The organism is Devosia yakushimensis (genome assembly GCF_030159855.1).
Classification (GTDB): Bacteria; Pseudomonadota; Alphaproteobacteria; order Rhizobiales; family Devosiaceae; genus Devosia; species Devosia yakushimensis.
In genome coordinates this window covers 2,549,508-2,574,176 of the sequence record NZ_BSNG01000001.1, presented here as the reverse complement: position 1 = coordinate 2,574,176, position 24,669 = coordinate 2,549,508, and the positions used below count along the sequence as shown (strand labels likewise).

The window sequence follows — 24,669 nt, the reverse complement described above, 5'->3', positions numbered from 1 at the left end:
CGTTCTGATCATAAAAACGAACTTGATGTTCGAATAATGAACATTTACATCGGACTTATCAGCCGAGTGCCGGCAGCCGTTGTGGAGTTCAGGTGATGAAAAAGCTGCTCAATTCGCCGAGCACGTATGTTGACGATGTCCTGGCCGGACTTGTGGCGGCAAATCCAGGCATGGTGCTGGATGGCGATAGTAAGCGTGTCATCCGCCGTGCTTCCGGCGCGGGGGCGGGCAAGGTCGGCATTGTCTCGGGCGGGGGCTCGGGGCATTTGCCGCTGTTCACCGGTTATGTCGGGGACGGGCTCCTGACCACCTGTTCCATCGGCAATGTCTTTGAGGGCCCCAACCTGGCGTCCTGCATGGAAGCCATCAAGCTGGCGGATGGCGGGGCGGGGGTATTGTTGCTGTTCGGCAATTACGGCGGCGACAAGATGAATTTCGCTATGGCCAGCGAGATGCTGGAGGATGAGGGTGTCGTAGCCCGCACCGTATTGGGAACGGACGATATTGCCAGCGCCGGACCAGATGAAGCCGCAAAGCGCCGGGGCGTTGCCGGCCTGATCTATGCCTACAAGATAGCCGGTGCAGCGGCCGAAGCAGGACGGAATCTCGATGAGGTGGCGCGGATTGCACAGAAGGCTGTCGACCATACGCGCACGATCGGGGTGGCCCTGAACTCCTGCCAGGTACCGGGCGCGGCGGCGCCCAATTTCCGGATCGCTGATGACGAGATCGAGATGGGCATGGGCATCCACGGCGAGCCCGGCATCTGGCGCGGCAAACTCAAGACGGCGGCCGAACTCGTCGAGGAAATGCTCAACCGCCTGCTGGCCGAGTTGCCCGAGACTGGTGGCAAACGTGTCTCCATCCTCGTTAACGGGCTGGGGGCCACTCCCCTGGACGAGCTGTTCATCCTCTATGCCGAGGCTGAGAAGCGGCTGAACGCTGCGGGCCTTACCATAGTGCAGCCGCTGGTGGGCAATTACGTCACATCGATGGAAATGGCGGGGACGTCGATCAGTCTCATCGCGCTTGACGACGAACTGCAATCCCTGCTGGCCGCGCCGGCATCCTGCCCCTTCTGGAAGGTTTGACCATGACTCTCACCAGCAGCATTCTGCGCAACACGGTCAGCCGCATCGTGGCTGTCCTACCGAGCCTGGAACAGGAACTCAACGAAGCCGACAGCAAATTGGGCGACGGCGATACCGGCGGCATGTTGGCACGTGTCGTTGCAGCCATTGATCAGGCGGGGCCGGACGATGGCGCTGATGTGGGGGTAACGCTGACCGGCTATGCGAAAGCGACGGTGGGTGCCACCGGCTCCAGCCTGGGCACGCTGATTGCGACAGCGCTGATGACGGCATCGCGCCAGACCAAGGGGCGCAGCGAAGTGCCATGGGTGGAGCTGGGCACTATCCTGGGCGATGCGCGCGATGCCATGTCGGCTCGTGGGGGTGCCAATCTGGGCGACAAGACCGTGTTGGACGCGCTCGATGCAGTCGCCAAATCCATTGCCGGATATGATCAGCCGACACTTATCCACGCCGCAGCGCTGACGGCAGCAAAGGCCACACTTGAGGAATATCGCGATCGCCCCAATAAGATGGGTCGGGCGCGCATGTTCGCCGATGCGTCCAAAGGGCTGGACGATCCGGGCATGCTGGCCATGGTACGGGTGATCGAAGCAATCGGGAGTTAAAGCGTGGCGCCGGAAACGAAAAGCATTGTGGAAACGGCGCGAACCGAAGCCACGGGGCAGATGCTGTCCTACTTCAAGATGATGGCCGTGCTGGAGTGCTTTTCGCGCAGCGACAAGGCGCTGACGGTGCTGCAGATTTCCAAACGCATCGACTTGCCGCGCACCACGGTTCACCGCCTCGTCAGCACGCTTCGGACATTGGGCCTGTTGGAACAGGACCGGGATCGCGAACGCTATCGCCTCGGGCTCAAGCTATTCGAGCTGGGCAATACCGTGCTGGCCAATATGGATGTGCAGCGCGAGGCGGCCGAAAGCATAGCTACGCTATCCAACAAGACTGGGCTATCGGTGCATCTGGGCGTGTTTGACGGCCATGGCATCATCATGGTCAGCCGGCACGATTCGCGCGGCCTCAACAATGTCATAACGCTCGAAAGCGCGGCCGCTCATTGCAGCGCTACCGGCAAGGCTGTGTTGGCGCATCAGAGCGAGACCGTGGTCGATCGTGTCGTCAGCCAGGGGCTCCCCGCCTTTACCTCTCACTCCATAACCGACCCCGAAGTCCTGCGGGACGAGCTGCGCAAGACCTTGGCCCGCGGCTATTCGATCGACGACATGGAATATGAAGAATGGCGCCGCTGCGTAGCCGCGCCGATCTGGAATGCCAGCGGCAAGATCTTCGCGGCCATCAGCGTCACTGGCGACAAAGCCCGTTTCGACGACAAGACTATCCCGGAATTCGCGGGCCTGGTGAAGCAGCAGGCCAAGCTGATCTCGACGCGATTGGGAGGCGATCCTGACCGTCTCGGGTGACGCATCGGCGTCGATGAATTGATCCTTAGCGGCTCTTGACCGTGAACATTATGTCCATTAATCAGACATTATGTCCGGTTATGAGGAAACTATGGCTTCCGAACAGTTCTTTGGCGTTATTCCGCCCACCACCACGCCCTTCAATGCGGATGGCGAAATCCAATATGATCAATTGCAGGCCCAGATTGACTGGATGGTCAAGTCTGGCGTGCATGGCGTCTGTGTCGGTGGTTCCTCCGCCGAGGGCCACACCCTGGATGCCGACGAGCTGCAAAAGCTGCTCGAGACTGCGCAGGAAGCCCTGGCCGGCCGCGTACCGCTAATCGCGGGCATCATCATCAATTCGACCCGCCAGGCCGTGCAGCGCTCCAAGCGTGCGCGGGAGGCCGGTTCGGTCGCACTGCAGGTGACCCCGCCGCATTATGTGTTCCGTCCCTCTGACGACGCCCTTGTCGACCACTTCCGCGCCATTGCGGAAGAAAGCGGCCTTCCGGTCCTGATCTACAATGTGGTGCCCTGGTGCTATCTGCCGCCGGCCCTGCTCAAGCGCATCATGAACGAAGTGCCCGGCGTCATCGGCGTCAAGCAATCCAATGGCGATCTCAAGCTGACGGCCGACCTGCTGCTCGACCTGCCCAAGGACAAGTTGGTCTTCACGGCGGTCGATGCACTGCTCTATCCCAGTTTCGCCCTGGGCGTGCATGGCACGATTGCCGCCAACCCGGCCGCGGCACCCAAGGCAGTGGTCAAGCTCTGGGACCTGGTCAAGGCCGGCAAGCATGACGAGGCCAAGCAATTGCATGCGGGGCTCCTGCGCTTCTGGAATGCGCTGCTGACCGACAACCTGCCGGCCAATATCAAATATGCCCAATCGCTGCAGGGCGTGCCGTTCGCCTATCCGCGCGCACCGATGCAAGCGCCCGACGATGCCCGCAAGGCGCTGATCGCCGAAGCGCTCAAGGCTATTCCGCACTGAGCCGAAATTACTGTCGTGCTCCCGCCCCCGGGCGGGGCACGACATATAACAAAGTCAAATAAGGGAGGATCCTTTGAACAAACTCTTCGCTACCACCTTTGCCGCAGCAGCTCTGCTTAGTTCTGTGACGCTGCCGGTTCTGGCCCAGGAATGGCCCGAACGCCCCACGCAGCTCATTGTCGTGGCCGGTGCCGGCGGCGGCTCGGACTATACGTTCCGGCTGCTGGCCGCAGAACTTGAGGCCGCTCTCGGCCAGCCCTTCCCGGTGGTCAACCTGGCCCAGGCTTCGGGTATTGTGGGCTACACCACCTATACGAGCTCGCCGCCGGACGGCTATACGCTGGGGCAGCTTTCGCCGATCGCGCAGTTCACCCTGCTTGGCCAGGCCAATTTCCAGCCGGAGAGCTTCACCGCGATTGCCCAGTTCAATGCCGACCCATCGGCAATTCATGTTTCGGCCGACTCCGAATACCAGGATCTTCGAGCGCTGATCGCAGCCATCAAGGCCGATCCCGGCAGCTTCAACATCTCCTGCGGCGGCACCTGCAATGCCAGTTGGGACATCCCCTTCGTCTCCATGCTCTTGGGTGAGGGCGTCGACGTAACCAAGCTCAACCTGATCCCGGCCCAGGGATCGGCCGCGGCGCTGCAGGAGCTGGCCTCCGGCGGCATCGACATTGTGCTCTGCTCCATCCCTGAAACCACCGCCCTCAAGGAAGCTGGCGTCGTCAAGACACTGGCGGTGATGAGCGCGGATCGCGTCAGCATCGATGAAGCCATTCCCACGGTCGAGGAAGCGATCGGCACCGCCTATGTGGGCGGCACCTGGCGCGGTATCGCCGGTCCGGCCGGCATGGATCCGGCCCTGGTGGCCAAGATCGAGGCCGCCGTCGCGGCGGCAGTGGAGCAGGAGCGCTTCGTGACCGGCATGCAGGATCGTGGTTTCGGCATTGCCTATCTCAATCACGCCGATTTCACAGCCTTCCTGGGCGAGCATTTCGCCGAGACGGAAAAGGTGCTGAACGCGCTGTCCGGCAAATAGGCGGCCAGCGGGATTGCGAAGCTGGCAGTCCCGCCGCCTTATGGATGCCGGCGACCTCCTCCCCGCCGGCATCCACCCTGCTTGGATGAGACCGAGAGACAGGCATGACTGACAGAATGATCGGGCTCGGCTTTGCCGCCCTGGGTTTGGCCATATTGGTGCTGGCCCTGCAACTCCCCCAACCGCTGGCCGCCACACGCATCGCCTATGGGCCGGGATTCTTTCCCGCTATCCTGGGCAGCGTTATCGCGCTGGCGGGCTGCGCCATGCTGTTTATCAAACCCGACGACGCGGGCGATGAGGACGACGCAGCCGAGGCCATCGGCGTTACCCAGTTAACGCGACCCGCTATCGTTGTGGCCGCAGCGCTTGCCTATATCTTCTTCTCCCAGCAACTGGGCTTCCTGATCCTGGCTCCCATCATCCTCACAGGCTTGTTGCTCATGGGCCGGGTCCCGTTGCTGCAATCGCTGCTGATCGGTGTTCCGGGAGCGATCATCATCTATGCGCTGTTTGCCAAGCTGCTGCTGGTGCCGCTGCCGCTGGGTCTGCTGACTCCCCTGGGAGCCTATCTATGATCGAAAATATCGCTGCGGGCCTGAGCCTGCTTCTCGACCCCTATGTATTGCTGGTCATGCTGCTGAGCGCGGCCTTCGGCCTGTTCATGGGTGCATTGCCGGGCCTTACCGCAACTATGGCCGTCGCCCTGCTGGTACCGGTGACTTTCTATATGGACCCCGTGCCGGCCGTCGCCGCCATGGTTACGGCCTCGGCCATGGCGATGTTTTCCGGCGACATACCCTCGGTTCTGCTGCGCATGCCCGGAACCCCCGCTTCGGCGGCCTATACCAATGATGCCTTTGCCCTGACCAAGAAAGGCCAGGCTCATGTCGCCATGGGCATATGCCTGCTCACATCGGCCATTGGTGGCCTTTTCGGTGCGCTGATCCTGGCAACGCTTGCTCCGCCGTTGGCCATGGTGGCGCTCAAATTCTCGTCTTACGAATATTTCTGGCTTTGCCTGCTCGGCCTGACCACGGCCGGCTTCATGATCCAGACCTCGCGGGTCAAGGGCGTCATCTCCCTGGCCCTGGGCCTCTTTGTCGCCACCATCGGCATCGATCCGGTGAGCGGAGTGCCACGCTTCACCTTCGGTAGCACCGCCCTGATCGGCGGCCTGTCGCTGGTGCCAGTGATGATCGGCCTCTTCGCTTTCGCCGAAATCTTCCGCTTCTATGCCAAGCGGGTTCAGCCGATGAAGCTCGAACAGGCCGAGATCAAGGGCGTCTTCGAAGGGCAGGGCAAAATTTTGTGGCAGGAGCGCAAGGCCATTGCCCAGGGCAATATCCTGGGCACCGTGCTGGGCATTCTGCCCGGAGCCGGCGCCGATATCGCTGCCTGGATTTCCTATTCGCTGGCCAAGAAATTCTCCCGCCATCCCGAGGAATTTGGTCGTGGCTCCAAGGAAGGCCTGGCGGCGGCGGGCGCCGCCAACAATGCCGCTGTCTCGGGCGGCTTCATCCCCTCGCTGGTCTTCGGGATTCCAGGCGATGCCATCGCCGCCATCATCATCGGCGTGCTGTTCATGAAGGGCGTCAATCCCGGCCCCACCATTTTCCTGAACAACCCGGCCGTAGTCTACGCCATTTTTGGCATCTTCTTCCTTGCCAACCTGCTGATGATCCCGCTGGGTTGGGTGGCGATCCGCCTCAGCCGACTAATGCTGTCGGTCCGGCTCAATATCCTGATGCCGATCATCTTCATCTTCTGCCTGATCGGCGCCTTTGCCATGGAAAACAGCATCAATGCCGTCGGCGTGGCGCTGGCCTTCGGCGTGATCGGGGTGGCCATGGAAGCCAAGCGGATTCCTCTGGCTCCCTTCGTTCTCGGCATCGTGCTCGGCCCCTTGCTGGAGCAGAACTTCCTGACCTCGATGATGAAATCGAACGGCAATCTATTGGCCTTTTTCGACCGCCCGATTGCCGGGGGCCTCGCCGCTTTGACCATTCTGATCTGGGTATGGCCAATATTGGCAATTGCCCTAAAGCGCCGCAAGCCTCAGGAGGGCGCTGCCCAGCCTTAATACTGGTCTCATCTCGCCGTCTCCGTCGGCCGGGCATTGTAGCGGCCGTCTGGTACGGCGCGCCAAGTGCTGCTCTCGGAGGACAGCGCGATGATCTCTGGCCCTGGTCATCTAGCAGCGGAAGGCGTAACTGGCGCTACAAGGCCGTTTAAGCCAGTGCGCGCAGTGCTTCCACGATCAATCGATGGTCGTCCGCATCGGGCAGGCCACTTACGGTGGCCGTGCCGATCAGCGTTCCGCCCCGCAGAATAAGCGGAACGCCGCCGCCGCTGGCGACGTAGGATTCCTTCGGCAGACGAAAACGGTCGTTGAAGTCGTATTTGCCGGCCTCCGCCTCCAGGCGGATTGCCAATGAACTTTTGTGGAAACGATGGGCAACAGCACGTTTCCGAGCCGTCCAGTCTAGGTTGTCGATCGTCGCGCCTGCCAGCAAGGTGGTGAATACCGGCGATAGCCCGTGGCTCACCTCTATCGCGACCGGCGCCCTTTCAGCGCTGGCCCGTTCTCGAATGGCCTGGCCGAGAGCCCAGACAAAGTCATAGTCGAACCTGTCGAGAAGCAGCTCTTCCTGCTCGGCGGCCAGGCGTTCCAACGTGTAGGTCATCAGGAAATCCAGTCAAGAAACGTCGTCGATGGGATAGGCAACAAACGCAAAGCGCGTGCTGTCAGGGGACCAACTATTGACGTTGATCGTGCCTTGTCCACCAAAGAGGCGGGCAACGCTTTTGGCTTCCAACCAACGCTCGCCCACGACCAACCTCAACTCCACCCACAGATCGGGCGGGTGGCCGCTTGTACCAGGTGGGTAGGCCAGGTAGACGGCTTTCAGGCCATCTGGTGAAAGGTGGGGGAACCAGTCGACGGTTTCGTTATCGGTCAGACGTCCGATCTCTGACCCATCGGGCCGCATGCGTGCGATTTGAGCGTGACCGGAGAAGGTTTCAGTGTTGAAGTACAGCCACTGACCGTCGGGACTGTACTCCGGGCCGTCCGCTGGCGCGCCGCCCGATGTGATCTGTCGAAACCCATGACCGTCCGTGCCGATGGTGCAGATTTCCGCTGATATGAACGTCATCTTGTCGCCGGAGATCTTCGCCTCGACGCCCACAAAGGCGAGTTGCCGGCCATCCGGCGAAACGCCGTGCAGGAAATGCAGTAGGTTGGCCGGGCCTTCCTTGCCGGAGACCTTTACCGCCGCGCCGCCGGCTAATGGGGCTCGATAGATCTGCCAGTCGTCATAAGTCGAAACGAATATGTGTTCGCCATCGGGGTCGAGCACGTGATCGTTGTTCATTCTGGGGAGACCTGTTAGCGGGATGGCCTCCAATTTGGGGGCGGCCAACGGCAGGCGCCATAAGTCACCGTTCCCATTGAGGATCAGGGCATCGCCCTGAAGACTCCAGTTTGGCGCCTCCAGGAGCAGGTCGCTGGTTTCGAACAATAACTGGTTTTCACCGGTTGCCGTATCATGGACCCAGACCTGACAGATTTGATTTTCGGCCAGCTTGCGCAACGGAACACTCATGGCAGGATACGCCCACGTGTCTGGATGAGGCTCTGATCGAGAAGCTTCATCACACTCAAAGTCAGCTCGTGCGGGACCAACGTGCTTGCCTTGCGACCATGACGAAGACAATTGGCTGCCTCTTCGATTTCCCACCGGTATCGCTGTTCGCTTGCGGGCTCAGCGAGCTCCTCAAGTTCGCCGCCACGCGAACTAAACAGGGCGCGACCAGGGTTAAAGAGGTTGTCCGTCACAGCAAGCCAACCTTCGTCGCCGACAAGGCGGAACGTTGAAATATCGGCGCCGTCGGCTCCAGGGACGAAGCCTCCTGACATCACCGCATGACCATCAATGTTGCTGAGATGGATTGCCGAAGCGCTATCGACACCTCGCTCGGTCAGTCGACCCGAGGCGGTCACCTTGGGGTCGGCGAGCAGGTTCGGAGCAAGCCCGGCCAGGATGTTCATGGGGTAGACCATACACTCCAGCGTGAAGCTGCCACCCAGTTCAGGGTCGGAGACGCGGGAGTTCTTCGGCCCGCCCATTGGGCCGATCGAGGCGGCGAAGGCGCGTGGCGTACCGATGTCTCCCGCCTGAACACGGCCAGCAAGCCTGCGAAAAAGCGGATTGCAGAGGGTCCACATGGCGTCCATGACGAAGAGGCCACGCTGGTTTGCTAGGGCGATGATGTCTGCTGCTTCTGCCGCATTCATCGCGAAGGGCTTCTCCACCATCAAAGGCTTGCCACCCTCGAGCATAAGACGAGCATGCTGGTGATGATGGCTATGAGGCGTGGCGATATAGACGATGTCCACCTCGGGATCGGCCGCCATGGCGGCATAATCGCCATGGGCCCTTGCTATGCCGTGTTTTTCGGCGAAGGACTGCGCGCGACCGAGATCGCGCGAAGCGACGGCAACACATTTTGAGCCAGGTGTACGGGCCAGATCCTCGGCGAACAGGCCGGCGATCCAGCCTGGCCCGATAATGCCCCAGCGGATGTCAGAAGACGGTGCCATCCTTAGAGTTCCTTGATGCGGATATTCCGCCAACGGCAGGCCGCCGTCCGGCCCCAGCGGCCCTCGCCGAGGTTCTTGTCATTGTCATGCACTTCGAAGGCGATATGCCCCTTTGGCCCGAGGAAGTCGGCCACGTCATCCGCGTTGTAATTGGGGTATTGCATTGCAGCGAAGTCGATCGAGGCGATGAGCAGGTCGTTGATCCAGACCGATGCCTTGGGCTTTGCGCCGACGAAAAGAATGCGGAAAGCGTTCCAGTCATTGAACTTCCAGGTGGCGAGGAATTCCTCGACGCTGCAATGCTCGGTCAGCAGGTCGCGCTTGGCCTGGGTGAACTTCTCGATGGAAGTCGCCGGATCGTCTTCCTGCAGGCCAATTGGCGTACCATTGGCATCGGTTTTGACGTCCAGCGCGAACGGAACCGCGTGAAAACCACTGATGCCATTGCCGTAAAAGCCGCCGATAGAGCCGGACTTGCGGTGATCCAGCAGAACCTGAAAGCCATGGAAGGTGTCCGGCTTCTTGCGCAGCATGATGCCGGTATCGGCCGGCCAGTCGGGATTGGCGTCGAAGCGCAGCTCGAAGTCGCCATACGTCTTTTCGGTCAGCAGATAGCCGCCCCAGCCGTTCCCGGGGCTGTCCTGGCGTCCGACAATGGCGTTGTCTTCAACGGTCCAGACGGCTTCATGCTTTGCCGCCTCTTCATTGTAGTTGTCGGCGATGACGCCCGGAAACGCTTCCTGGATCGTCGGACCGCCTGGCCAGATCTGACCATAGGTGCGGGGCGTGGAGAACCAGCCGTCCAGTGTCTTCCCGTCAAAAAGCGAAACGAAGCCAGGCTCATCAGCGTGAGTCATTTTCAATATCCTGTTGAGGTTGGTTGAAGTTAGAAAATCAGAGGCGTTTTCCAGAGCCCGCGTCGAACAGCGAGACCAGCGCAGCGTCGATCTCGAATTCGATGCTGGTGGCCTCGTCGAGGCCCTGTAAAGAATCCACCCGGATGGCTAGCGGGTCGTCGCCGAGGCGGCCCGACAGCAGCGTCTCTGCACCCATGGGCTCGACCGATGATATCTGGGTGGCGGCGCGGAAGGGGGCAGCGCCAGTCAGCCGCGTCCCAACATGCTCCGGGCGAATACCCAGCACTGCCTCGATCGGTTCGACAGGCTCGGTGGCAAACTCGTAACCGGTCAAGGGAAGATCAAAGCCATTGCCGGCGAAGTGCAGGGCCTTCCTGCTGGACCTCACTTCCCCATCGTAGAAATTCATCCCGGGCGAACCGATGAAGCCGGCAACGAAGCGGTTCTGCGGGTGGCGATAGATTTCCTTAGGCGTGCCGAACTGGCGGATTGCACCGCCTTCCATGACGGCAATACGGTCGGCCAGTGTCAGCGCTTCGATCTGGTCATGGGTGACGAAAATCATGGTCGCACCGAGCTGCTTGTGCAGCCTCTTCAGTTCGGCGCGGAGTTCGGTCCTCAGTTTGGCATCCAGGTTTGACAGCGGCTCGTCGAAGAGGAAGACGCTGGCTTGCCGAACAAGGGCGCGCCCAATGGCGACTCGCTGGCGCTGGCCACCTGAAAGCTGCCTCGGCTTGCGGTCGAGCAGGTGGGTGAGTTGGAGGACATCGGCCGCGTCGGCCACGCGCTTTTCAATGGTGGCCTTGTCGCCGCCGGTCATGCGCAGGCCGAACGACAGGTTCCCGCGCACCGTCATCTGCGGATAGAGCGCGTAGGACTGGAACACCATGCCGATGTCGCGATCCTTGGGCTCGTGCCAGGTGACATTCTCGTCGCCGATCCAGATCTGCCCGCCGCTGGCGTCCCTGAGGCCGGCAATCACGCTGAGCAAGGTCGACTTGCCGCATCCAGAGGCACCGAGCAGAACGATGAATTCGCCAGGCTCAATCTCGAGATTGAGGTCGCGAATGACATTTACCGCGCCATAGGAGACGTTGAGGTTGCGAACGGACACGCCTTTTGTGCGGCCACCATTGGTTACTTTCGACATGATCTAACCCTTTAATGCGCCGTCTGAGATTCCGCGGACGAACCAGCGTCCCGAGACGAAATAGACGAGGAGCGGGATGGCGGCGGACAACATGGTGGCCGCCATATTCACGTTGTATTCCTTCTCGCCGAACTGGCTGGTCACGATGGAACTGAGAAGAACGGTCATGGGCTGGTTCTCTCGTCCGGCGAATATCAAGCCGAACAGGTAGTCGTTCCAGGCGCCGGTGAACTGCAGGATCACCCCCACAATGATGATCGGGGTCGAAATGGGGACCAGCACGAAGAGGAAGATTGACCAGAAGCCTCCACCGTCGATCCGGGCGGCACTGAACATTTCTTCGGGCACCGCCGCAAAGAAGTTGCGGAACAGCAGGGTCATGATCGGCAAGGTAAAGCCGGTATGGATCAGGATGATGCCCGGCAGGGTTCCGAACAGGCCAGTTGCCGTCATCATGCGCACAAGCGGGAAGATGAAGACCTGGATCGGCACGAAGGTACTGACCAGCAGCAGGGTAAAGACCAGATTGGCACCCTTGAAGCGCCAGAAGGACAGCGCGTATCCATTGATGGCGCCCAGGATCAGCGGGAACAGCGTTCCCGGGATAGCAATCTTGAACGAGTTGATCAGGCCCGGCCGCATGCCCTCGCAGACGCGACCGGTGCAGGCGCCTGACCATGCCTTGACCCATGCCTCGAAGGTCAGGGTCTGTGGCAGGGCGAAAATGTTGCCGGTGCGTATCTCGGCCATCGGCTTGAGAGATGTAACAATCATCACATACACGGGCAGCAGGAAGAAAAGCGCGGTGAGGATCAGGAAAACGTAGAGGGCGATCCTCGACGGCGACACGCGACCTGGCTTGCGGCCCTCGGGAATTATGGTGGTGCTGGTCATCTGTGTGTTCCTCCAGCGATGCGCTTCCGGCTGAAGTGGACAACCACGAAGGGCAATCCGACGAGCAGGCAAATCGCCAGCAGCATCACGGTGGCAGCCGCGGTCGCCTGACCGAGATTGGAGCGCTGGAAAAGCATATCCATGACGTATTTCGCGGGGACTTCCGTAGCGGTGCCTGGACCGCCACCGGTCATGACAACCACCAGGTCGTAGATCTTTATGGCTGTGAGGGAGAGCAGGACGGCCGCAGTGGCGATCATCGGCCGGATCATGGCCGGGATCACGTGGACATAAACCTTCCACCTGGCGACGCCGTCGATACGCGTTGCGTTCCAGATGTCCTGGTCAATGCCGCGCAGCCCAGCGAGCATGATCACCATGCCCAGGCCCGTAGCCTGCCAGACGCCGGCGCCGACGAGGGCGTAAATGGCGGTGTCCTGGCGCGTCAGAAAGTCAAACCGAAAGCCGGCAATGCCCCAACTGCGTACCGCTGCCTGAACACCATAAGTGGGGTCGAGAACCCACTGCCAGACAATGCCAGTGACGACGAAGCTCAGAGATGCCGACATCAGGAAGATGGTCCGAAATCCATCTTCGAAACGGATGTTCTGATCCAGCAGCACCGCAAGCAGGTAGCCCAGCGTGAGACAGCCGCTGATAAAAAGCAGGCCGAACACGGCAACATTGACGACCGATGCCTGCCAAAGATTGGATGCAAACAGGCGAAAATACTGGTCCATGCCGACAAAATCATTTGAAGGCAGCAATTTTGAAGCGGTGAAGGACGTCCAGATCGTCCAGACGAGACCGAAGCAGAGGACGACGACAACAAAGAAGATTGTCGGCGTCATCGCCAAAACAGCAGGCAATCTGCGTAAACGTACGGGTAAGGCCATGACATGTTCCATCAAGGCGCGGCGTTTCCGCCATGCTGAGATCGAGGGTCGGCGGGCCGGGAGGAGCCCGCCGACGTGAACTAGGGGGAGGCGCTAGTTCGTTGACTGGAAAGTGCTCAGCACGTCCGCGATCAGACTGTCTGGCGATGCGGAATCGTCGCTCCAATACTGGCCGATTGCGTCCTGCAGACCGGTTCGGCGGTCAGGCGACATGACGTAGGACAGGCCGGGGAGCCGCTTGGCCGGGTCTTGCAATACGGCCATCGCCTTTTGGGTGCAGGCGTCCATGGTGCTTACGTCCGTATCCAAGGTGGACGGCATAGAACCCTTGGCGATATTGAACGCAACCTGGGTGTCCTGTTCCAGCATGGTCTGCGCCAGAAGCAGTTGGCCCGCGCGTTCTGCGTCGTCTTTGGGGAAAAGGAACATGTCGCCGGTCAGGATGATGGCATCGTTCTGCGGACCGAGCATGCAGCCATACTCGACATCGGCGGTCTGGCCGGCTGCGGTGAACTCACCCTTTGCCCAATCGCCCATGACCATCATCGCGGCTTGGCCAGTCGCCACCATGTTGACGGCCACATTCCACTGACGACCGGGGCTGCCGTCATCGTCATAGTCACGCAGGCGTCCAAAGATTTCTGCAGCCTGCTTGAACCCGTCTGAATTCAGGGCCGCCTCATAATCATCTGTCTGCATCTGCAGGTAGACATCCGGCGCGACGCCAGCGAGAACCTTGTAGAACAAGATTGCCAACTGCCAATCCTGACCGCCGACGGCCAGGGGGATGATGCCGGCCTCTTTGATCTTGTCCAGATCGGCGAACAGCTCATCATAAGACTGCGGTTCTTCGATACCCAGATCGGCGAACACCTGCTTATTGTACCAGAGCCAGACTTCCGACTGGGCGTTAATCGGCGCCCCATAGACATGGCCGTCGCGTGTAATCGAATCCCAGACGAAATCTGCCAGGCGCTCTTTCCAATTGTTATCGGCGGCAACCTGATCGATGTCAGCCATAAGGCCGGCGGCATAGAGCTCATCCAGGTCGGTCGACTGCATCTTTGCGGCCCCCATTGGGTCACCAGCCACGATGCGCGTGATGCCTGGGGCATTGGAGTCTCCAGGCACAGCAAAGTCGATCCATTTGCCGCCCTTTGCCTCGAAGGCCGTGGCGATGGCATTGAGCGCCGCCGATTCACCACCGGAAACCCAGTTTGTGTAAACCTCGACGCTCAGGTCCTGAGCATGGACGGATGTCGACAAAAGCAAGGCAGTCAGCCCACACAAAGTGGACTTGGCAAAAATACGCATTCCCTTTTCCTCCTCAAGGAATGGAAGTAGCGGCAAGCTCGCCGCGGCTGGCTGACTTTTCTTGTGATGCTCCAGTCCTCTTTGGTACATCACCAGCCACTTTTTGCGGTAAGGCTACGCCATATATATGTAGTAACGTTACTACATCTCCTTTGCAAGAGCATTCTTGTGGTCTATTGAGCCAAGGAGGGTCTGTTCAGGCGGGCAGGGAGCGAAAATGAGTCGGACCGGAAAAACGACGCTGGCGGATATCGCAACCAAAACGGGATACGGGACGAATACCGTTTCCCTGGCACTGCGAGGCAGCACGCGTATTTCCCAGGAAGCGCGCGACATCATCGCGAAGGCGGCGGCGGATCTCGACTACGTGCCCAATAATTCTGCCAAGTCTTTGGTGCTGAAAAAGAGCCACACCGTGGGGATGTTGGTGGAGTACCTGACCAATCCCCAACCCACGGCGGTGGCCACCGAGCTGCAGCGGGAGATGTCCGAGCGCGGCTACGGCGTTCTGTTCGCCACGAGCAGCACGCCCGAGCAGGAGACTGCAGCCATAGAGATGTTCCGCCGGCATGGCGTTGACGGCCTGCTCATCTATCCAGTCGATCACACAAGCATCGAGCATCTCCGCAAGCTCAGAGCCCGGAATTTTCCGGTGGTCATGCTGGTCGGCATGCGTGACACGGGTCTTGACGCCGTTGGGGTGGATGAATTTCAGGCCTCATACGATGCCACGACCCACCTGATTGCACTCGGTCACACCAAAATAGGGGCGCTGGGTCCGCTGGTGGACAAGCCGCTGAAAATCGATGGCTTCAGGCATGCGCACCGCGTGCATGGACTGCCGCTGGACGAGCGGCAGATTGTCGAACCTGTAGGTTTCAGCATGGGGGCGGGCTATGATGGAATGCGCGAACTGGTGGCCCGCGAATTCGGGCTGACGGCCCTGTTTGCCAGTTCGGACATGTACGGTCTGGGGGCTATGCGTTGGGCCAAGGACAATGGCGTTTCGGTTCCCGAACAACTCTCGATCGTCGGCTACGACAATATCGAGTTCGGCGAGTTTTCGCATACCTCGCTCACCAGCGTTCGCAACGACGGCGCCACTCTGGCGAAGGCAGCAGTTGAACGACTGATGCAGTTGATTGATTGCGATGCAAAGCTGCCGGCGCCGACCTTGAACCTGCTTCCTGGCGAGCTCATCATCAGAGAAAGCTCAGCCCGACCAGGCGCCCGTTCGTGGGTGAACACTGACCAGGCACAAGCCAACAGAGCGCAAATTTCAGCGAAGAAATAGAGACGTGGTTTTGGCAAATTGTCTGTTACGCGAAGCCTCTGACCGCCGGTGGAGCGCGTGGCAGCGCGCCTGATATCCGGCCGGCCAGCGCGGTTCTGGCCAGATCACGTCCTGTTTTTCAGCCATGCATGGTATCGTTCGACAGTTTCCGAATTGGGGGGATAGACCCCGAAAGTGGATTTTCCAGACTCGATTTCGAGCTTCAGGAATTCTTCCTGTTGGTCCATGGCAACCGCTTCGTCGGCAATTTCGTCGGCCCATTTGCGGGGGATGACGATGACGGCTTCGGCGTCGCCAAAGATAACGTCGTCGGGATAGACGGCGACGCCCCCGCAGGCGATAGGCTGGTTCATGTCCGACGCATGGTGTGCGACAAGATTGGCAGGCGCAGCGGCGCCGGTGCAGAAAGTGGGTAGGCCGAGCGCCGCTATGTCCATCGAGTCACGAACGCCGCCATCGAGAACAACCCCCTCCACCTTCCGGTAGATCAGGCGGCGCATCAGGACGGCACCGATGCCGGCAATGTCAGGCATGTTTCGGCAGTCCAGAACGAGCACATGGCCGGCCTCGATCGTGTCGATCGCCTTGCGCTGGAAATTGTCGGGGCTCGAGCTGTATTCCGAACCATCGATGTCCTCGCGTGCCGGAATATAACGCACCGTCAGGGCCGGGCCGACCATTGGCGGCTGGTCGTTGCGCAAAGGCCGGACGCCACGAACAGCAGTGTTGCGTAGGCCGCGCTTGAGCAGCAGCGTGCTCAAGGTCGCCGAATTGGTGGTTTTCAGCTTGGCGATGGTTTCGGCGCTCAGAGTCGTCATGCGCTCCTCCTGTGGTTGCCCGCGACATAACAGGGAAGCGCATTAAAGTTCAATAGTGGATTTATAGTTCCTTATTTGGAATTTGTGGTGCCGCCGATTAATCGCGTCAGCGTCGTGGCGGCCTCTGTCACTTCTTTGCGGATGGCGCGCTTCCGGTCGGGCGTGGCATCGCCGATGAAGGGCGAGCTCACGCAGGCGACCAGGCTGCCGGTTGCATCGAAAACGGGTGCGGCCAGCGCCCGTAGGCCGTGACTCGATTCTTGGTTGTCCTCGGCATAGCCTTCATCTCGGATGCGCCGCAATTCGTCGTTCAGGGCGTCCGGATCGGTGATTGTGTGCGGTGTGCGGGCCACCAGGCCTCTGCTGGCGTAATCGGCGACGGCCTCTGGCGGCGCATAGGCAAGGGCCAGCTTGCCTGCGGCGCCGACGTGTTTTGGTGAGCGGCTTCCGACGCGGATGGTCAAGGCATATTCGGCTGGACTAGTCGTGGCGAGGATGGTCAGCATTTCATCGCCTTCCGGCGCCGATAGCTTGAACGATTCGCGAACGCTATCGCTTGCCGATTGCAGGAGTGGCCGTGCTGCTTCCACCAGCGTCGCGCGATCGGCGCTGGGAGAGATGCGGCGGGCCAACTCAATGAAGCGCGGTCCAAGTTCGTAGGTTGCGCTGCCATTTGCCTTGGCGACAAGCCCATGTGCCGCCAGTGAATTGAGAATGCGATAGACCGTCGATCGGGCTGTCCCAAGTTGTTCCACGAGTTCCCCGAGCGATATGCCGTCCTTGGCTTCCGCAATTGCGCTGAGGAGGTGGGCGGTCTTCTCAACGACTGGCGATCCGTGACGAAGTTCATTCATGAAACTAAAATGCCCTATTTGGAACTAAGATTGACATTGTGTTTCCGATATGGTGTGTGTGCCGTAAACCGATGTCGCATTTGAAACTAATCCATCCGCGATCCTCGGTATAGGGAGGATATTCATGCTGCATTCCACGACGCTCCACCGGAGCGCGCTTGTTTTGCTGCTGGGCACGGCGCTGATCGCGCCAGCTTTTGCGCAATCAGACTCTATCACCATTGTTGTCACCGATGAGCCCAAGTCGCTCGACCCGTGTGATACCGACCTCTCCAACAATGCGCGTATTCTGCGCAACAATGTCACCGAGACACTGGTCAATCTCGACCCGGCCAATGGCGAAGTCGTACCAAGCCTGGCTACGGAATGGCGGCAGGTCGATGAATTGACCTGGGAATTCAAGCTGCGCGAAGGCGTAACCTTCCACGACGGCACCCCCTTTGATGCCGCGGCCGTCGCCGCTGCGCTGACCCGCGCCGGCAATGCCGATCTCGCCTGCGAAGTGGGCCTTGCAACGCTCAGCGGCAATGTCTTTACTCCCGAAGTCGTCGATGCCCAGACCATTCGCATCAAGACTGGGACCGTCGAGCCCATCCTGCCCAACAAGCTGTCGACACTCGATATTGGTGCGCCTTCGACGCCAGCCGATGCCAAGACACGCGAACCGATCGGCACCGGACCCTACAGCTTGGCTGCCTGGAATGCCGGGCAGAATGTGCAGCTGGTTTCCTATGACGGCTACTGGGGCGACAAGCCGGCAATTGCCAACGCGACAATCACCTGGCGCGCTGAATCAGCCGTACGCGCGGCCATGGTCGATACGGGCGAGGCCCAGATCGCCTATGAAATTGCGCCACAGGATGCGACCAGCGCAAACGATCACGCCTTCCCCAATGCCGAAACCTCGCTGCTGCGCATTGACCAGTCCATTGCCCCGCTCGACGACAAGCGGGTCCGCGAGGCCCTGAACCTGGCCATCGATCGCGACGGGCTGATCGGCACCATCTTCCATCAGGATGCGCAAAAGGCCATGCAGGTCGTGCTGCCGTCGGTGTTCGGCTACAATCCCGATATCGCGGTTTGGCCCTACGATCCGGACAAAGCCCGTTCGCTACTTGAGGAGGCGCGCGCCGCCGGTACAGCCGTCGATACCGAGATCGTGCTCTACGGCCGTATTGGCATCTATCCCAACTCGTCCGAAAGCATGGAAGCCATCCAGGCCATGTTGCTCGATGTGGGCTTCAATGTTCGCCTGGAGATGATGGAAACCACGCCCTGGCTGGAAAAACTGATCGGGCCCTTCCCGGCAGATCGTCCGCCTTCCGCGCTGCAAACCCAGATCGACAATACCGAGGGTGATGCCGTCTTCACCCTGCCCAACCGTTTCACCTCGGGCGGCAATACGTCCACCATTGCCGATCCGGCCCTCGACAAGCTGATCGCGGATGCCTCGGCCGCCACCGGTGACGAGCGCCAATCCCTGTTCCGGCAGGCCTTCAATTATATCGCGGTGGACGCCATCAATATCGTGCCGCTCTTCCATATGGTGACCATTGCCCGCGTCTCGCCCGACCTCAATTATGTGCCCGACGTGCAGGCCGGCAACGAGATCAAGCTGGCCACGATGAGCTACAAGTAATCGTCTCCCAATGGGTTCGCCGGCCGCAAGGGCGGCGGGCCCGTTATGAAACTGCAAGGCCATGGCCCCCATTTTCCTGCTCAGGCGCACCACGCTCGCCGCACTCGCCCTTCTAGCGCTCATGACGGCGACCTTCTTTCTGGTTCGCCTCACCGGTGATCCCGTCGATCTCTATCTGCCGGTCGACGCCTCCCGGGCCGCTCGCGACGCTATGCGCGCTCAGCTTGGTCTCGATCGCCCCGTTGTCGCGCAGTTCTTCGAGTTTTTCGTCAATCTGCTGCGGCTCGATTTCGGCGCTTCGCTCTGGCACAACCGCCCGGCAATGGCTGTCGTGCTCGAGGCGCTGCCCAAGACACTGGCGCTCGGCGCCATCGCCCTGGCTTTGGCCTTTGCACTCTCTGTCGTCGTCGGTGTCATCGCCGCTGCCCGGCCCGGTAGTGCCGTCGATCGCTTCATTAACGTGGTCAGTCAGGCTGCCGCCAGCGTGCCCGACTTCTGGCTGGGCCTGATGTGCGTGCTGGTCTTCGCCGTCAATCTGCGCCTGCTGCCGACATCGGGTTTCGGTGGGCCGGCCTATTGGGTCCTGCCGGTCGTCTGTCTCATGGCGCGTCCCTTCGGCATGCTGGTGCAAATCATCCGCGGCTCGATGATCGAGGCGCTCAATGCCAGCTATGTGCGCACGGCGCGGGCTAAGGGCGCCATGGAGGGCAGGGTGGGTTTCGTCCATGCCCTGCGCAACGCCCTCCTACCGGCTGTCACGGTAACCGGCGATCTTGCCGCCCAGTTTGCCGGTGGCGGTGGCGTCGTGGAAGTCGTGTTCGGCTTCCCCGGCGTTGGCAAGCTCCTGATCGACGGCATCCTGCGGCGCGATTTTGCCATCGTGCAAAGTTCGATCTTCGCCGTGGCCGTGGTCATCTTCCTCATCAATATCCTGGTTGACATGCTCTATGCCGCCATTGATCCGCGGGTGAAGGTGGAATGACCGACGTATCCACGACGATGCCGCGCAAAACCGCTCGTCTCGCCTGGCTGACCCGAGCGCTGATCGCCGATCCGATGGCGCTTTGCTCGGTCATCTGGTTGATCCTCGTGTTGCTGCTGATAATCGCCAATACCAGCGGCATTTTCGCCGGCGCGCGCATCGATCTCAAAGCGCGCAACCTGCCGCCTTTCGACCTGTCCTTTGACTGGCGCCTCTGGTTCGGCGCCGATGCCCTGGGCCGGCCGCTCATGGCGCGATTAGCCGAGGCGGCGCTGACTTCCATCGGCATTGCTCTGGTCACCGTGCTGCTCAGCGTCATCCTGGGCACCGTGCTGGGTCTCGTTGCGGGGTATTTTGGTGGCCTCATCGGTGCGGCCATCATGCGCGCTTCCGATATCATCATGGGGTTTCCGACCCTGCTCGTGGCTTTGGTAGGGCTCTACCTATTCGGCCCCAGCGTCACCAACCTGGTCATCGTCCTCGCCATCACCCGCATGCCCTCCTACATCCGCGTCGCCCGCGCCGAGACGCTCGAAGTGCGCGAGCGCCTGTTTGTCGACGCAGCGCGCGTCTTTGGTGGCGGCCCATTCTGGATTATCCGCAACCACATCCTGCCCATCGTCGCCCCTACCATGCTGACCTTGGCCTCGGTCAATGTGGCCATGGTCATGTTGTTTGAATCCGGCCTCTCCTATCTCGGCCTCGGCGTGCAGCCGCCCGCCGTCAGTTGGGGCCTGATGATCGCCCAGGGCCAGGGCTATCTGTCCTCGGCCTGGTGGCTGGGCTTCTTTCCGGGGCTTGCCGTCATGCTCACTACCATGAGCTTCAATCTCCTGGCCAACTGGTTCCGCATCGTCAACGATCCCAGCCAACATTGGCGCCTGGTGCGGAGGAAGCGCCAATGAGCCTCCTCGACATTCAAGACCTCGCCGTCAGCTTCGAGACTGCTTCCGGCCGTATTCAGGCGCTGAGCGGGGTGTCCTTTTCGCTCGAGCGCGGCGAAGTGCTGGCGCTGCTGGGCGAAAGCGGCTCGGGCAAATCGGTCACCGCCTCGGCGATCATGGATCTGGTGCCCAATCCACCTGGCTCGGTGGATGGCGGTTCGATCAGCTTTGATGGCACCGATCTGCTATCGCTGACGGCGCCCCGGCGCCGTGCGATCTGCGGCGAGCGTATTGCCCTGATCTTCCAGGATGCACTGGCCGCACTAAATCCGGTTTATACCGTTGGCTGGCAAATCGGCGAGATGTTCCGCATCCATCGCAAGACCGCTGGCGGCGACATCGAGGCGGCCGTGGTGGACCTCCTCAATGCGGTTGGCATTCCCGACGCCGTGCGGCGTGCCCGGCAGTATCCGCACGAATTCTCAGGTGGCATGCGCCAGCGCATCATGATCGCCATGGCCGTGGCGCTGGAGCCCGATATCATCATCGCCGACGAGCCGACTACTGCGCTAGATGTCACCATTCAGGCCCAGATCGTCGATCTGCTCGATACGATCCGCAAGCGCAGCGGAGCCGGGATGATCTTCATTACGCACGACCTGGGTGTCGTGGCAGAATTGGCTGACCGCGTTGCCGTCATGTATGCCGGACGCATCGTCGAGCAAGCCTCGGTCTTCGAACTCTTCGCCGATCCGCGCCACCCCTACAGCATCGGCTTGCTCGCCTCCCAACCGCGCGTCGACGTGGAAACGGCCGACCTCGTCCCCATCCCTGGCTCCGCACCCAATCCGGCCGCCTTGCCCTCAGGTTGTGCCTTCCGCACCCGTTGTCCGCGTGCGCAGCAAGTCTGCGCCGATATCGTGCCCACGCTTGAGGGCGCCGGACCCGGCCGGCTGGTCGCCTGCCATTTTCCCGGACCTGCCACATGACCGCTCCCCTGCTCGATGTCAGAGATCTCAGCAAGCATTTCGGCGCGGGCAATACGCCTGTTCGCGCCGTGGATGGCGTCAGTTTTTCCATTGCCCAGGGCGAGACGCTGGGTCTGGTCGGCGAGAGCGGCTGTGGCAAGACCAGCCTTGTGCGCACCCTGCTGCGCCTCAACGCGGCGACCTCCGGCCATGCCATGCTCGATGGGATCGACATCGCCACCGCCAGGGGCGCTGAGTTGCGCACCATGCGGCGCAAAATGCAGGTCGTATTCCAGGATCCCTATCAATCGCTCAATCCGCGCATGCGGGTCGATCGGTTGCTTTCCGAGCCCTGGGCGCTGCATCGCGACGTTCTGCCCAGGGCCGAATGGTCGTCCGAGATCGCGCGGCTGCTGGAAGCCGTGGGCCTGCGCCCTGAGCATGCTTTGCGTTATCCCGGAGAATTCTCGGGCGGGCAGCGCCAGCGGCTCGGAATTGCCCGGGCACTGGCCCTAAATCCCTCGCTGCTGATCTGCGACGAGCCGGTTTCGGCGCTCGACGTTTCGGTGCAGGCGCAGGTTATCAATCTGCTCGCCCGCCTGCGCCGCGAACGCAATCTGGCCATGCTCTTCGTGGCGCATGACCTGGCCGTGGTGCGGCACGTGTCCGACCGAGTCATGGTCATGTATCTAGGCCGCATCATCGAGACAGGTCCGACCAAAACCATCTTCTCGACGCCTCGCCATCCTTATACCCAGGCGCTGCTCTCGGCAGTGCCGACGCCCGATCCGACCCAGCGCGGCAAGCGCAACCGCATCGTGCTGCAAGGGGACCTGCCGAGCCCTTCCAATCCGCCGAGCGGCTGCCGCTTCCGCACACGCTGCTGGAAAGCCACAGAACACTGCGCAAGGGAGGCCCCCGCCTTGATGGCGCGGGGACCCGATCCGGCTCTCCTGACCGCCTGCCATCACGCGAGCGGGTAACACTGGCGGGGCGCCGCAATCCGGTTTCCCTTCTTTGAGGAGGTAGATTGGGCTCTCGCAGCTTGACCTCAATCTGAATGTCGATTGAGCCTAGGCCGGAAGGACGACCACTTTCGTGTTGACCGGCGTCTGATTATAGAGATGGACCATGTCCTGGGTGAGCAGGCCGATACAGCCGCTTGAAATGCCTTTCCCGATCGTCTCGGGCATGATCGTGCTGTAGATGGTATAGAGCGTATAGACGCCGTTCTGATAGAGATAGAGCGTCCGCGCGCCGAGCGGATTGTTCAGCCCCGGCGGCATGCCGCCGGCATAGGGGGCGGCTTCTGGCTGCCGCAGGATCATCTCCTTGGGCGGCGTCCAGACCGGCCATTCGGCCTTGCGCCCGATATAGGCATCGCCGCTCCACAGGAATCCGGCGCGGCCGACATTGGCGCCATAACGGGTGGCATATCCGCCACCTTCGATGCGGTAAACATAGTAGTGGCGGGGGTCGATGATGATCGTGCCGACTGCTTCATCGGAATCGTAGCGCACTGTGCGGCGAAGATATTTCGGATTGATCTTGCTGATATTGACCGCGGGGATCGGGAAACGCTCATTGGGGAGCGGCCCATAGACCCGCTCTGCCTCGGCAAGGCTCATGCCGCCGGAGGTTGCGCAACCGGCAAGTCCGACCGCGCCGAGTGCAGCCGCCGAACCGGCTAGGAACGATCGGCGGTTCATCAGTCTGGGCCGAGCTTCTGCACTCATCCTGCCGGCCCCGATAGCACCATCGTTTATGATCATGATTGAGAATCCCCCAGACCGGAACGCACTAACGTCCTGCCAAGCAGAGATTGGTCTTACCGGGCCCGATTGGCAAGCTCGGCGTGGATTGTGATGGCAGTCCGCCTGGAGGCCCCGGCGATAGCCTCAGCCGGCTGGGCCCAGGCGATGGCCTTCGGCATCGAAATAATGGGCCTGCTCGGCGGAGATCGACAAGGTCACCGCTTCGCCATTGGCGATCTTGGAATTGCCCGCGCCCTGCACGAGCACAACCTGTCCATTACCCAGCCGAACATAGATGAACACTTCGCTTCCCAGATATTCCACCAGGGTTACCGTCCCCTGCAGCGCAAGATCGCCCCCCGCGCCAAGGATGAACTGCTCGGGCCGTACCCCGATGCTGACCCGGCTGTTCGCGGTGATGCCGGCCGGCATCTGCAGATCACCCAGGCCCTCGAGCGAGGCGGTGCTCCCCTTGGCCACCGCTTCGAGCATGTTCATCTTGGGCGAGCCGATAAAGGTCGCGACGAACGTGTTGCGGGGGAAATTGTAGAGCTCGTAAGGCGTCCCGACCTGCTCGATATGCCCCTTGCTCAGCACGACGATGCGCGTTGCCATGGTCATGGCTTCAGTCTGGTCATGTGTAACATAGATCATCGTCGTGCCGAGGCGCTGATAGAGCCCGGCCAGTTCCACGCGCATCTGCACGCGCAATTCGGCATCGAGGTTGGAGAGCGGCTCATCGAAGAGGAAAAGCTGCGGCTCTCTCACGATGGCGCGGCCGATTGCAACGCGCTGCTTCTGTCCACCCGAAAGCTGGCGCGGCTTGCGCTCAAGCAGCGGCTCGATCTGCAGGATGCGCGCAGCCTCGGCGACACGGCGTTCGATCTCGGCCTTGTCCATCTTGAGGTTGGAGAGGCCGAAAGCAAGGTTCTTGCGCACGCTCATATGCGGATAGAGCGCATAGGACTGGAAGACCATCGAGAGATTGCGCTGTGACGCGCCGAGATCGTTGACCACGCGGTCGCCGATGGAAATGGTGCCGTCATCAATGTCTTCAAGCCCGGCAATCATGCGCAGCAATGTGGATTTGCCGCAGCCCGACGGGCCCACCAGGACCATGAATTCGCCGGACTTGATCTCGAGGTCGATGCCGTGAATGACCGGCACCTTGCCGTAGTTTTTCTTGACCTGGCTAAGCGTTACAGAGGCCATTTGTTTCTCCTAATGTG

Annotated in this window: 25 protein-coding genes; 13 read left to right on the top strand and 12 right to left on the bottom strand. The window is 60.9% G+C overall.

Translation table 11 applies throughout. The annotated features are described in order from the left end of the window. Window positions 1–95: 95 nt before the first annotated feature. From QQL79_RS12480 to QQL79_RS12450, 7 genes are all read left to right on the top strand, one after another. The gene (locus QQL79_RS12480; RefSeq protein WP_284391251.1) at window positions 96–1,091 is read left to right on the top strand and encodes a dihydroxyacetone kinase subunit DhaK; all 996 of its coding nucleotides are present in this window, start codon (window positions 96–98) and stop codon (window positions 1,089–1,091) included. A 2-nt stretch (window positions 1,092–1,093) separates the two neighbouring features. Continuing rightward, the gene (locus QQL79_RS12475; RefSeq protein ID WP_284391250.1) at window positions 1,094–1,699 is read left to right on the top strand and encodes a dihydroxyacetone kinase subunit L; all 606 of its coding nucleotides are present in this window, start codon (window positions 1,094–1,096) and stop codon (window positions 1,697–1,699) included. 3 nt (window positions 1,700–1,702) lie between these two features. Next, a complete protein-coding gene (locus QQL79_RS12470) occupies window positions 1,703–2,512 on the top strand; it encodes an IclR family transcriptional regulator (RefSeq protein ID WP_284391249.1) in 810 nt (269 codons plus the stop codon). Between the two features lie 91 nt (window positions 2,513–2,603). Continuing rightward, window positions 2,604–3,488: a dihydrodipicolinate synthase family protein gene (locus tag QQL79_RS12465; protein ID WP_284391248.1), complete on the top strand. Its 885-nt coding sequence runs from the start codon at window positions 2,604–2,606 to the stop codon at window positions 3,486–3,488. A 73-nt stretch (window positions 3,489–3,561) separates the two neighbouring features. Continuing rightward, window positions 3,562–4,530, top strand: coding sequence for a tripartite tricarboxylate transporter substrate binding protein (locus QQL79_RS12460; protein ID WP_284391247.1), 969 nt, complete (start codon window positions 3,562–3,564; stop codon window positions 4,528–4,530). 104 nt (window positions 4,531–4,634) lie between these two features. Then, the gene (locus QQL79_RS12455) at window positions 4,635–5,108 is read left to right on the top strand and encodes a tripartite tricarboxylate transporter TctB family protein (RefSeq protein ID WP_284391246.1); all 474 of its coding nucleotides are present in this window, start codon (window positions 4,635–4,637) and stop codon (window positions 5,106–5,108) included. Next, window positions 5,105–6,613: a tripartite tricarboxylate transporter permease gene (locus QQL79_RS12450; RefSeq protein WP_284391245.1), complete on the top strand. Its 1,509-nt coding sequence runs from the start codon at window positions 5,105–5,107 to the stop codon at window positions 6,611–6,613. Before QQL79_RS12455 ends, QQL79_RS12450 begins: the two co-directional genes overlap by 4 nt. 148 nt (window positions 6,614–6,761) lie before the next feature. Here QQL79_RS12450 and QQL79_RS12445 read toward each other — a convergent pair whose 3' ends face one another. The 8 genes from QQL79_RS12445 to QQL79_RS12410 all read right to left on the bottom strand — a co-directional run bounded on the left by QQL79_RS12445 (window position 6,762) and on the right by QQL79_RS12410 (window position 14,247). Further along, window positions 6,762–7,217, bottom strand: coding sequence for a heme-degrading domain-containing protein (locus QQL79_RS12445; RefSeq protein ID WP_284391244.1), 456 nt, complete (start codon window positions 7,215–7,217; stop codon window positions 6,762–6,764). 12 nt (window positions 7,218–7,229) lie between these two features. After that, window positions 7,230–8,126, bottom strand: a complete 897-nt coding sequence (locus QQL79_RS12440; protein WP_284391243.1) for a TolB family protein — start codon at window positions 8,124–8,126, stop codon at window positions 7,230–7,232. 8 nt (window positions 8,127–8,134) lie between these two features. Then, window positions 8,135–9,136, bottom strand: coding sequence for a Gfo/Idh/MocA family protein (locus tag QQL79_RS12435; RefSeq protein ID WP_284391242.1), 1,002 nt, complete (start codon window positions 9,134–9,136; stop codon window positions 8,135–8,137). Window positions 9,137–9,138: 2 nt separating this feature from the next. After that, on the bottom strand, window positions 9,139–9,993 hold the full coding sequence (locus tag QQL79_RS12430; protein WP_284391241.1) for a 3-keto-disaccharide hydrolase: 855 nt from the start codon (window positions 9,991–9,993) through the stop codon (window positions 9,139–9,141). A 37-nt stretch (window positions 9,994–10,030) separates the two neighbouring features. Beyond that, a complete protein-coding gene (locus QQL79_RS12425; RefSeq protein ID WP_284391240.1) occupies window positions 10,031–11,143 on the bottom strand; it encodes an ABC transporter ATP-binding protein in 1,113 nt (370 codons plus the stop codon). Window positions 11,144–11,146: 3 nt separating this feature from the next. Beyond that, complete coding sequence (locus tag QQL79_RS12420) at window positions 11,147–12,037, bottom strand: carbohydrate ABC transporter permease (protein WP_284391239.1); 891 nt, start codon at window positions 12,035–12,037, stop codon at window positions 11,147–11,149. Further along, a complete protein-coding gene (locus QQL79_RS12415; RefSeq protein WP_284391238.1) occupies window positions 12,034–12,933 on the bottom strand; it encodes a carbohydrate ABC transporter permease in 900 nt (299 codons plus the stop codon). The genes QQL79_RS12420 and QQL79_RS12415 overlap by 4 nt, the downstream gene beginning before the upstream one ends. Window positions 12,934–13,026: 93 nt before the next feature. Then, the gene (locus QQL79_RS12410; RefSeq protein WP_284391237.1) at window positions 13,027–14,247 is read right to left on the bottom strand and encodes an ABC transporter substrate-binding protein; all 1,221 of its coding nucleotides are present in this window, start codon (window positions 14,245–14,247) and stop codon (window positions 13,027–13,029) included. A gap of 217 nt (window positions 14,248–14,464) precedes the next feature. Between QQL79_RS12410 and QQL79_RS12405 the strand changes: the two genes are divergently transcribed. Continuing rightward, the gene (locus QQL79_RS12405) at window positions 14,465–15,541 is read left to right on the top strand and encodes a LacI family DNA-binding transcriptional regulator (RefSeq protein ID WP_284391236.1); all 1,077 of its coding nucleotides are present in this window, start codon (window positions 14,465–14,467) and stop codon (window positions 15,539–15,541) included. A gap of 104 nt (window positions 15,542–15,645) precedes the next feature. Here the strand turns inward: QQL79_RS12405 and QQL79_RS12400 are convergent, their stop codons facing one another. After that, window positions 15,646–16,359, bottom strand: coding sequence for a ribonuclease activity regulator RraA (locus QQL79_RS12400; RefSeq protein WP_284391235.1), 714 nt, complete (start codon window positions 16,357–16,359; stop codon window positions 15,646–15,648). A gap of 71 nt (window positions 16,360–16,430) precedes the next feature. Next, a complete protein-coding gene (locus QQL79_RS12395) occupies window positions 16,431–17,213 on the bottom strand; it encodes an IclR family transcriptional regulator (protein ID WP_284391232.1) in 783 nt (260 codons plus the stop codon). Window positions 17,214–17,337: 124 nt separating this feature from the next. On the opposite strand from QQL79_RS12395, the gene QQL79_RS12390 reads away from it, so the two are divergent. The 5 genes from QQL79_RS12390 to QQL79_RS12370 all read left to right on the top strand — a co-directional run bounded on the left by QQL79_RS12390 (window position 17,338) and on the right by QQL79_RS12370 (window position 22,669). Beyond that, window positions 17,338–18,852, top strand: a complete 1,515-nt coding sequence (locus QQL79_RS12390; RefSeq protein WP_284391230.1) for an ABC transporter substrate-binding protein — start codon at window positions 17,338–17,340, stop codon at window positions 18,850–18,852. A 61-nt stretch (window positions 18,853–18,913) separates the two neighbouring features. Then, complete coding sequence (locus tag QQL79_RS12385; RefSeq protein WP_284391228.1) at window positions 18,914–19,834, top strand: ABC transporter permease; 921 nt, start codon at window positions 18,914–18,916, stop codon at window positions 19,832–19,834. Beyond that, on the top strand, window positions 19,831–20,739 hold the full coding sequence (locus tag QQL79_RS12380; protein ID WP_284391226.1) for an ABC transporter permease: 909 nt from the start codon (window positions 19,831–19,833) through the stop codon (window positions 20,737–20,739). The genes QQL79_RS12385 and QQL79_RS12380 overlap by 4 nt, the downstream gene beginning before the upstream one ends. Continuing rightward, window positions 20,736–21,707: an ABC transporter ATP-binding protein gene (locus QQL79_RS12375; RefSeq protein WP_284391225.1), complete on the top strand. Its 972-nt coding sequence runs from the start codon at window positions 20,736–20,738 to the stop codon at window positions 21,705–21,707. The genes QQL79_RS12380 and QQL79_RS12375 overlap by 4 nt, the downstream gene beginning before the upstream one ends. After that, complete coding sequence (locus QQL79_RS12370; protein WP_284391223.1) at window positions 21,704–22,669, top strand: ABC transporter ATP-binding protein; 966 nt, start codon at window positions 21,704–21,706, stop codon at window positions 22,667–22,669. Before QQL79_RS12375 ends, QQL79_RS12370 begins: the two co-directional genes overlap by 4 nt. A gap of 90 nt (window positions 22,670–22,759) precedes the next feature. Here QQL79_RS12370 and QQL79_RS12365 read toward each other — a convergent pair whose 3' ends face one another. Further along, window positions 22,760–23,458, bottom strand: a complete 699-nt coding sequence (locus tag QQL79_RS12365; RefSeq protein ID WP_284391221.1) for a L,D-transpeptidase — start codon at window positions 23,456–23,458, stop codon at window positions 22,760–22,762. A gap of 126 nt (window positions 23,459–23,584) precedes the next feature. After that, the gene (locus tag QQL79_RS12360; RefSeq protein ID WP_284391220.1) at window positions 23,585–24,652 is read right to left on the bottom strand and encodes an ABC transporter ATP-binding protein; all 1,068 of its coding nucleotides are present in this window, start codon (window positions 24,650–24,652) and stop codon (window positions 23,585–23,587) included. Between the last annotated feature and the right edge of the window lie 17 nt (window positions 24,653–24,669).

Bases quoted from the DNA above. Each gene is read 5' to 3' on its own strand.
- QQL79_RS12390 (WP_284391230.1), top strand. From the start codon at position 17,338: ATGCTGCATTCCACGACGCTCCACCGGAGCGCGCTTGTTTTGCTGCTG.
- QQL79_RS12405 (WP_284391236.1), top strand. From the start codon at position 14,465: ATGAGTCGGACCGGAAAAACGACGCTGGCGGATATCGCAACCAAAACG.
- QQL79_RS12455 (WP_284391246.1), top strand. From the start codon at position 4,635: ATGACTGACAGAATGATCGGGCTCGGCTTTGCCGCCCTGGGTTTGGCC.
- QQL79_RS12370 (WP_284391223.1), top strand. From the start codon at position 21,704: ATGACCGCTCCCCTGCTCGATGTCAGAGATCTCAGCAAGCATTTCGGC.
- QQL79_RS12375 (WP_284391225.1), top strand. From the start codon at position 20,736: ATGAGCCTCCTCGACATTCAAGACCTCGCCGTCAGCTTCGAGACTGCT.
- QQL79_RS12435 (WP_284391242.1), bottom strand. From the start codon at position 9,136: ATGGCACCGTCTTCTGACATCCGCTGGGGCATTATCGGGCCAGGCTGG.
- QQL79_RS12410 (WP_284391237.1), bottom strand. From the start codon at position 14,247: ATGCGTATTTTTGCCAAGTCCACTTTGTGTGGGCTGACTGCCTTGCTT.
- QQL79_RS12450 (WP_284391245.1), top strand. From the start codon at position 5,105: ATGATCGAAAATATCGCTGCGGGCCTGAGCCTGCTTCTCGACCCCTAT.
- QQL79_RS12385 (WP_284391228.1), top strand. From the start codon at position 18,914: ATGGCCCCCATTTTCCTGCTCAGGCGCACCACGCTCGCCGCACTCGCC.
- QQL79_RS12365 (WP_284391221.1), bottom strand. From the start codon at position 23,458: ATGATCATAAACGATGGTGCTATCGGGGCCGGCAGGATGAGTGCAGAA.
- QQL79_RS12465 (WP_284391248.1), top strand. From the start codon at position 2,604: ATGGCTTCCGAACAGTTCTTTGGCGTTATTCCGCCCACCACCACGCCC.
- QQL79_RS12425 (WP_284391240.1), bottom strand. From the start codon at position 11,143: ATGTCGAAAGTAACCAATGGTGGCCGCACAAAAGGCGTGTCCGTTCGC.
- QQL79_RS12395 (WP_284391232.1), bottom strand. From the start codon at position 17,213: ATGAATGAACTTCGTCACGGATCGCCAGTCGTTGAGAAGACCGCCCAC.
- QQL79_RS12430 (WP_284391241.1), bottom strand. From the start codon at position 9,993: ATGACTCACGCTGATGAGCCTGGCTTCGTTTCGCTTTTTGACGGGAAG.
- QQL79_RS12475 (WP_284391250.1), top strand. From the start codon at position 1,094: ATGACTCTCACCAGCAGCATTCTGCGCAACACGGTCAGCCGCATCGTG.
- QQL79_RS12420 (WP_284391239.1), bottom strand. From the start codon at position 12,037: ATGACCAGCACCACCATAATTCCCGAGGGCCGCAAGCCAGGTCGCGTG.
- QQL79_RS12360 (WP_284391220.1), bottom strand. From the start codon at position 24,652: ATGGCCTCTGTAACGCTTAGCCAGGTCAAGAAAAACTACGGCAAGGTG.
- QQL79_RS12445 (WP_284391244.1), bottom strand. From the start codon at position 7,217: ATGACCTACACGTTGGAACGCCTGGCCGCCGAGCAGGAAGAGCTGCTT.
- QQL79_RS12380 (WP_284391226.1), top strand. From the start codon at position 19,831: ATGACCGACGTATCCACGACGATGCCGCGCAAAACCGCTCGTCTCGCC.
- QQL79_RS12415 (WP_284391238.1), bottom strand. From the start codon at position 12,933: ATGGCCTTACCCGTACGTTTACGCAGATTGCCTGCTGTTTTGGCGATG.
- QQL79_RS12480 (WP_284391251.1), top strand. From the start codon at position 96: ATGAAAAAGCTGCTCAATTCGCCGAGCACGTATGTTGACGATGTCCTG.
- QQL79_RS12400 (WP_284391235.1), bottom strand. From the start codon at position 16,359: ATGACGACTCTGAGCGCCGAAACCATCGCCAAGCTGAAAACCACCAAT.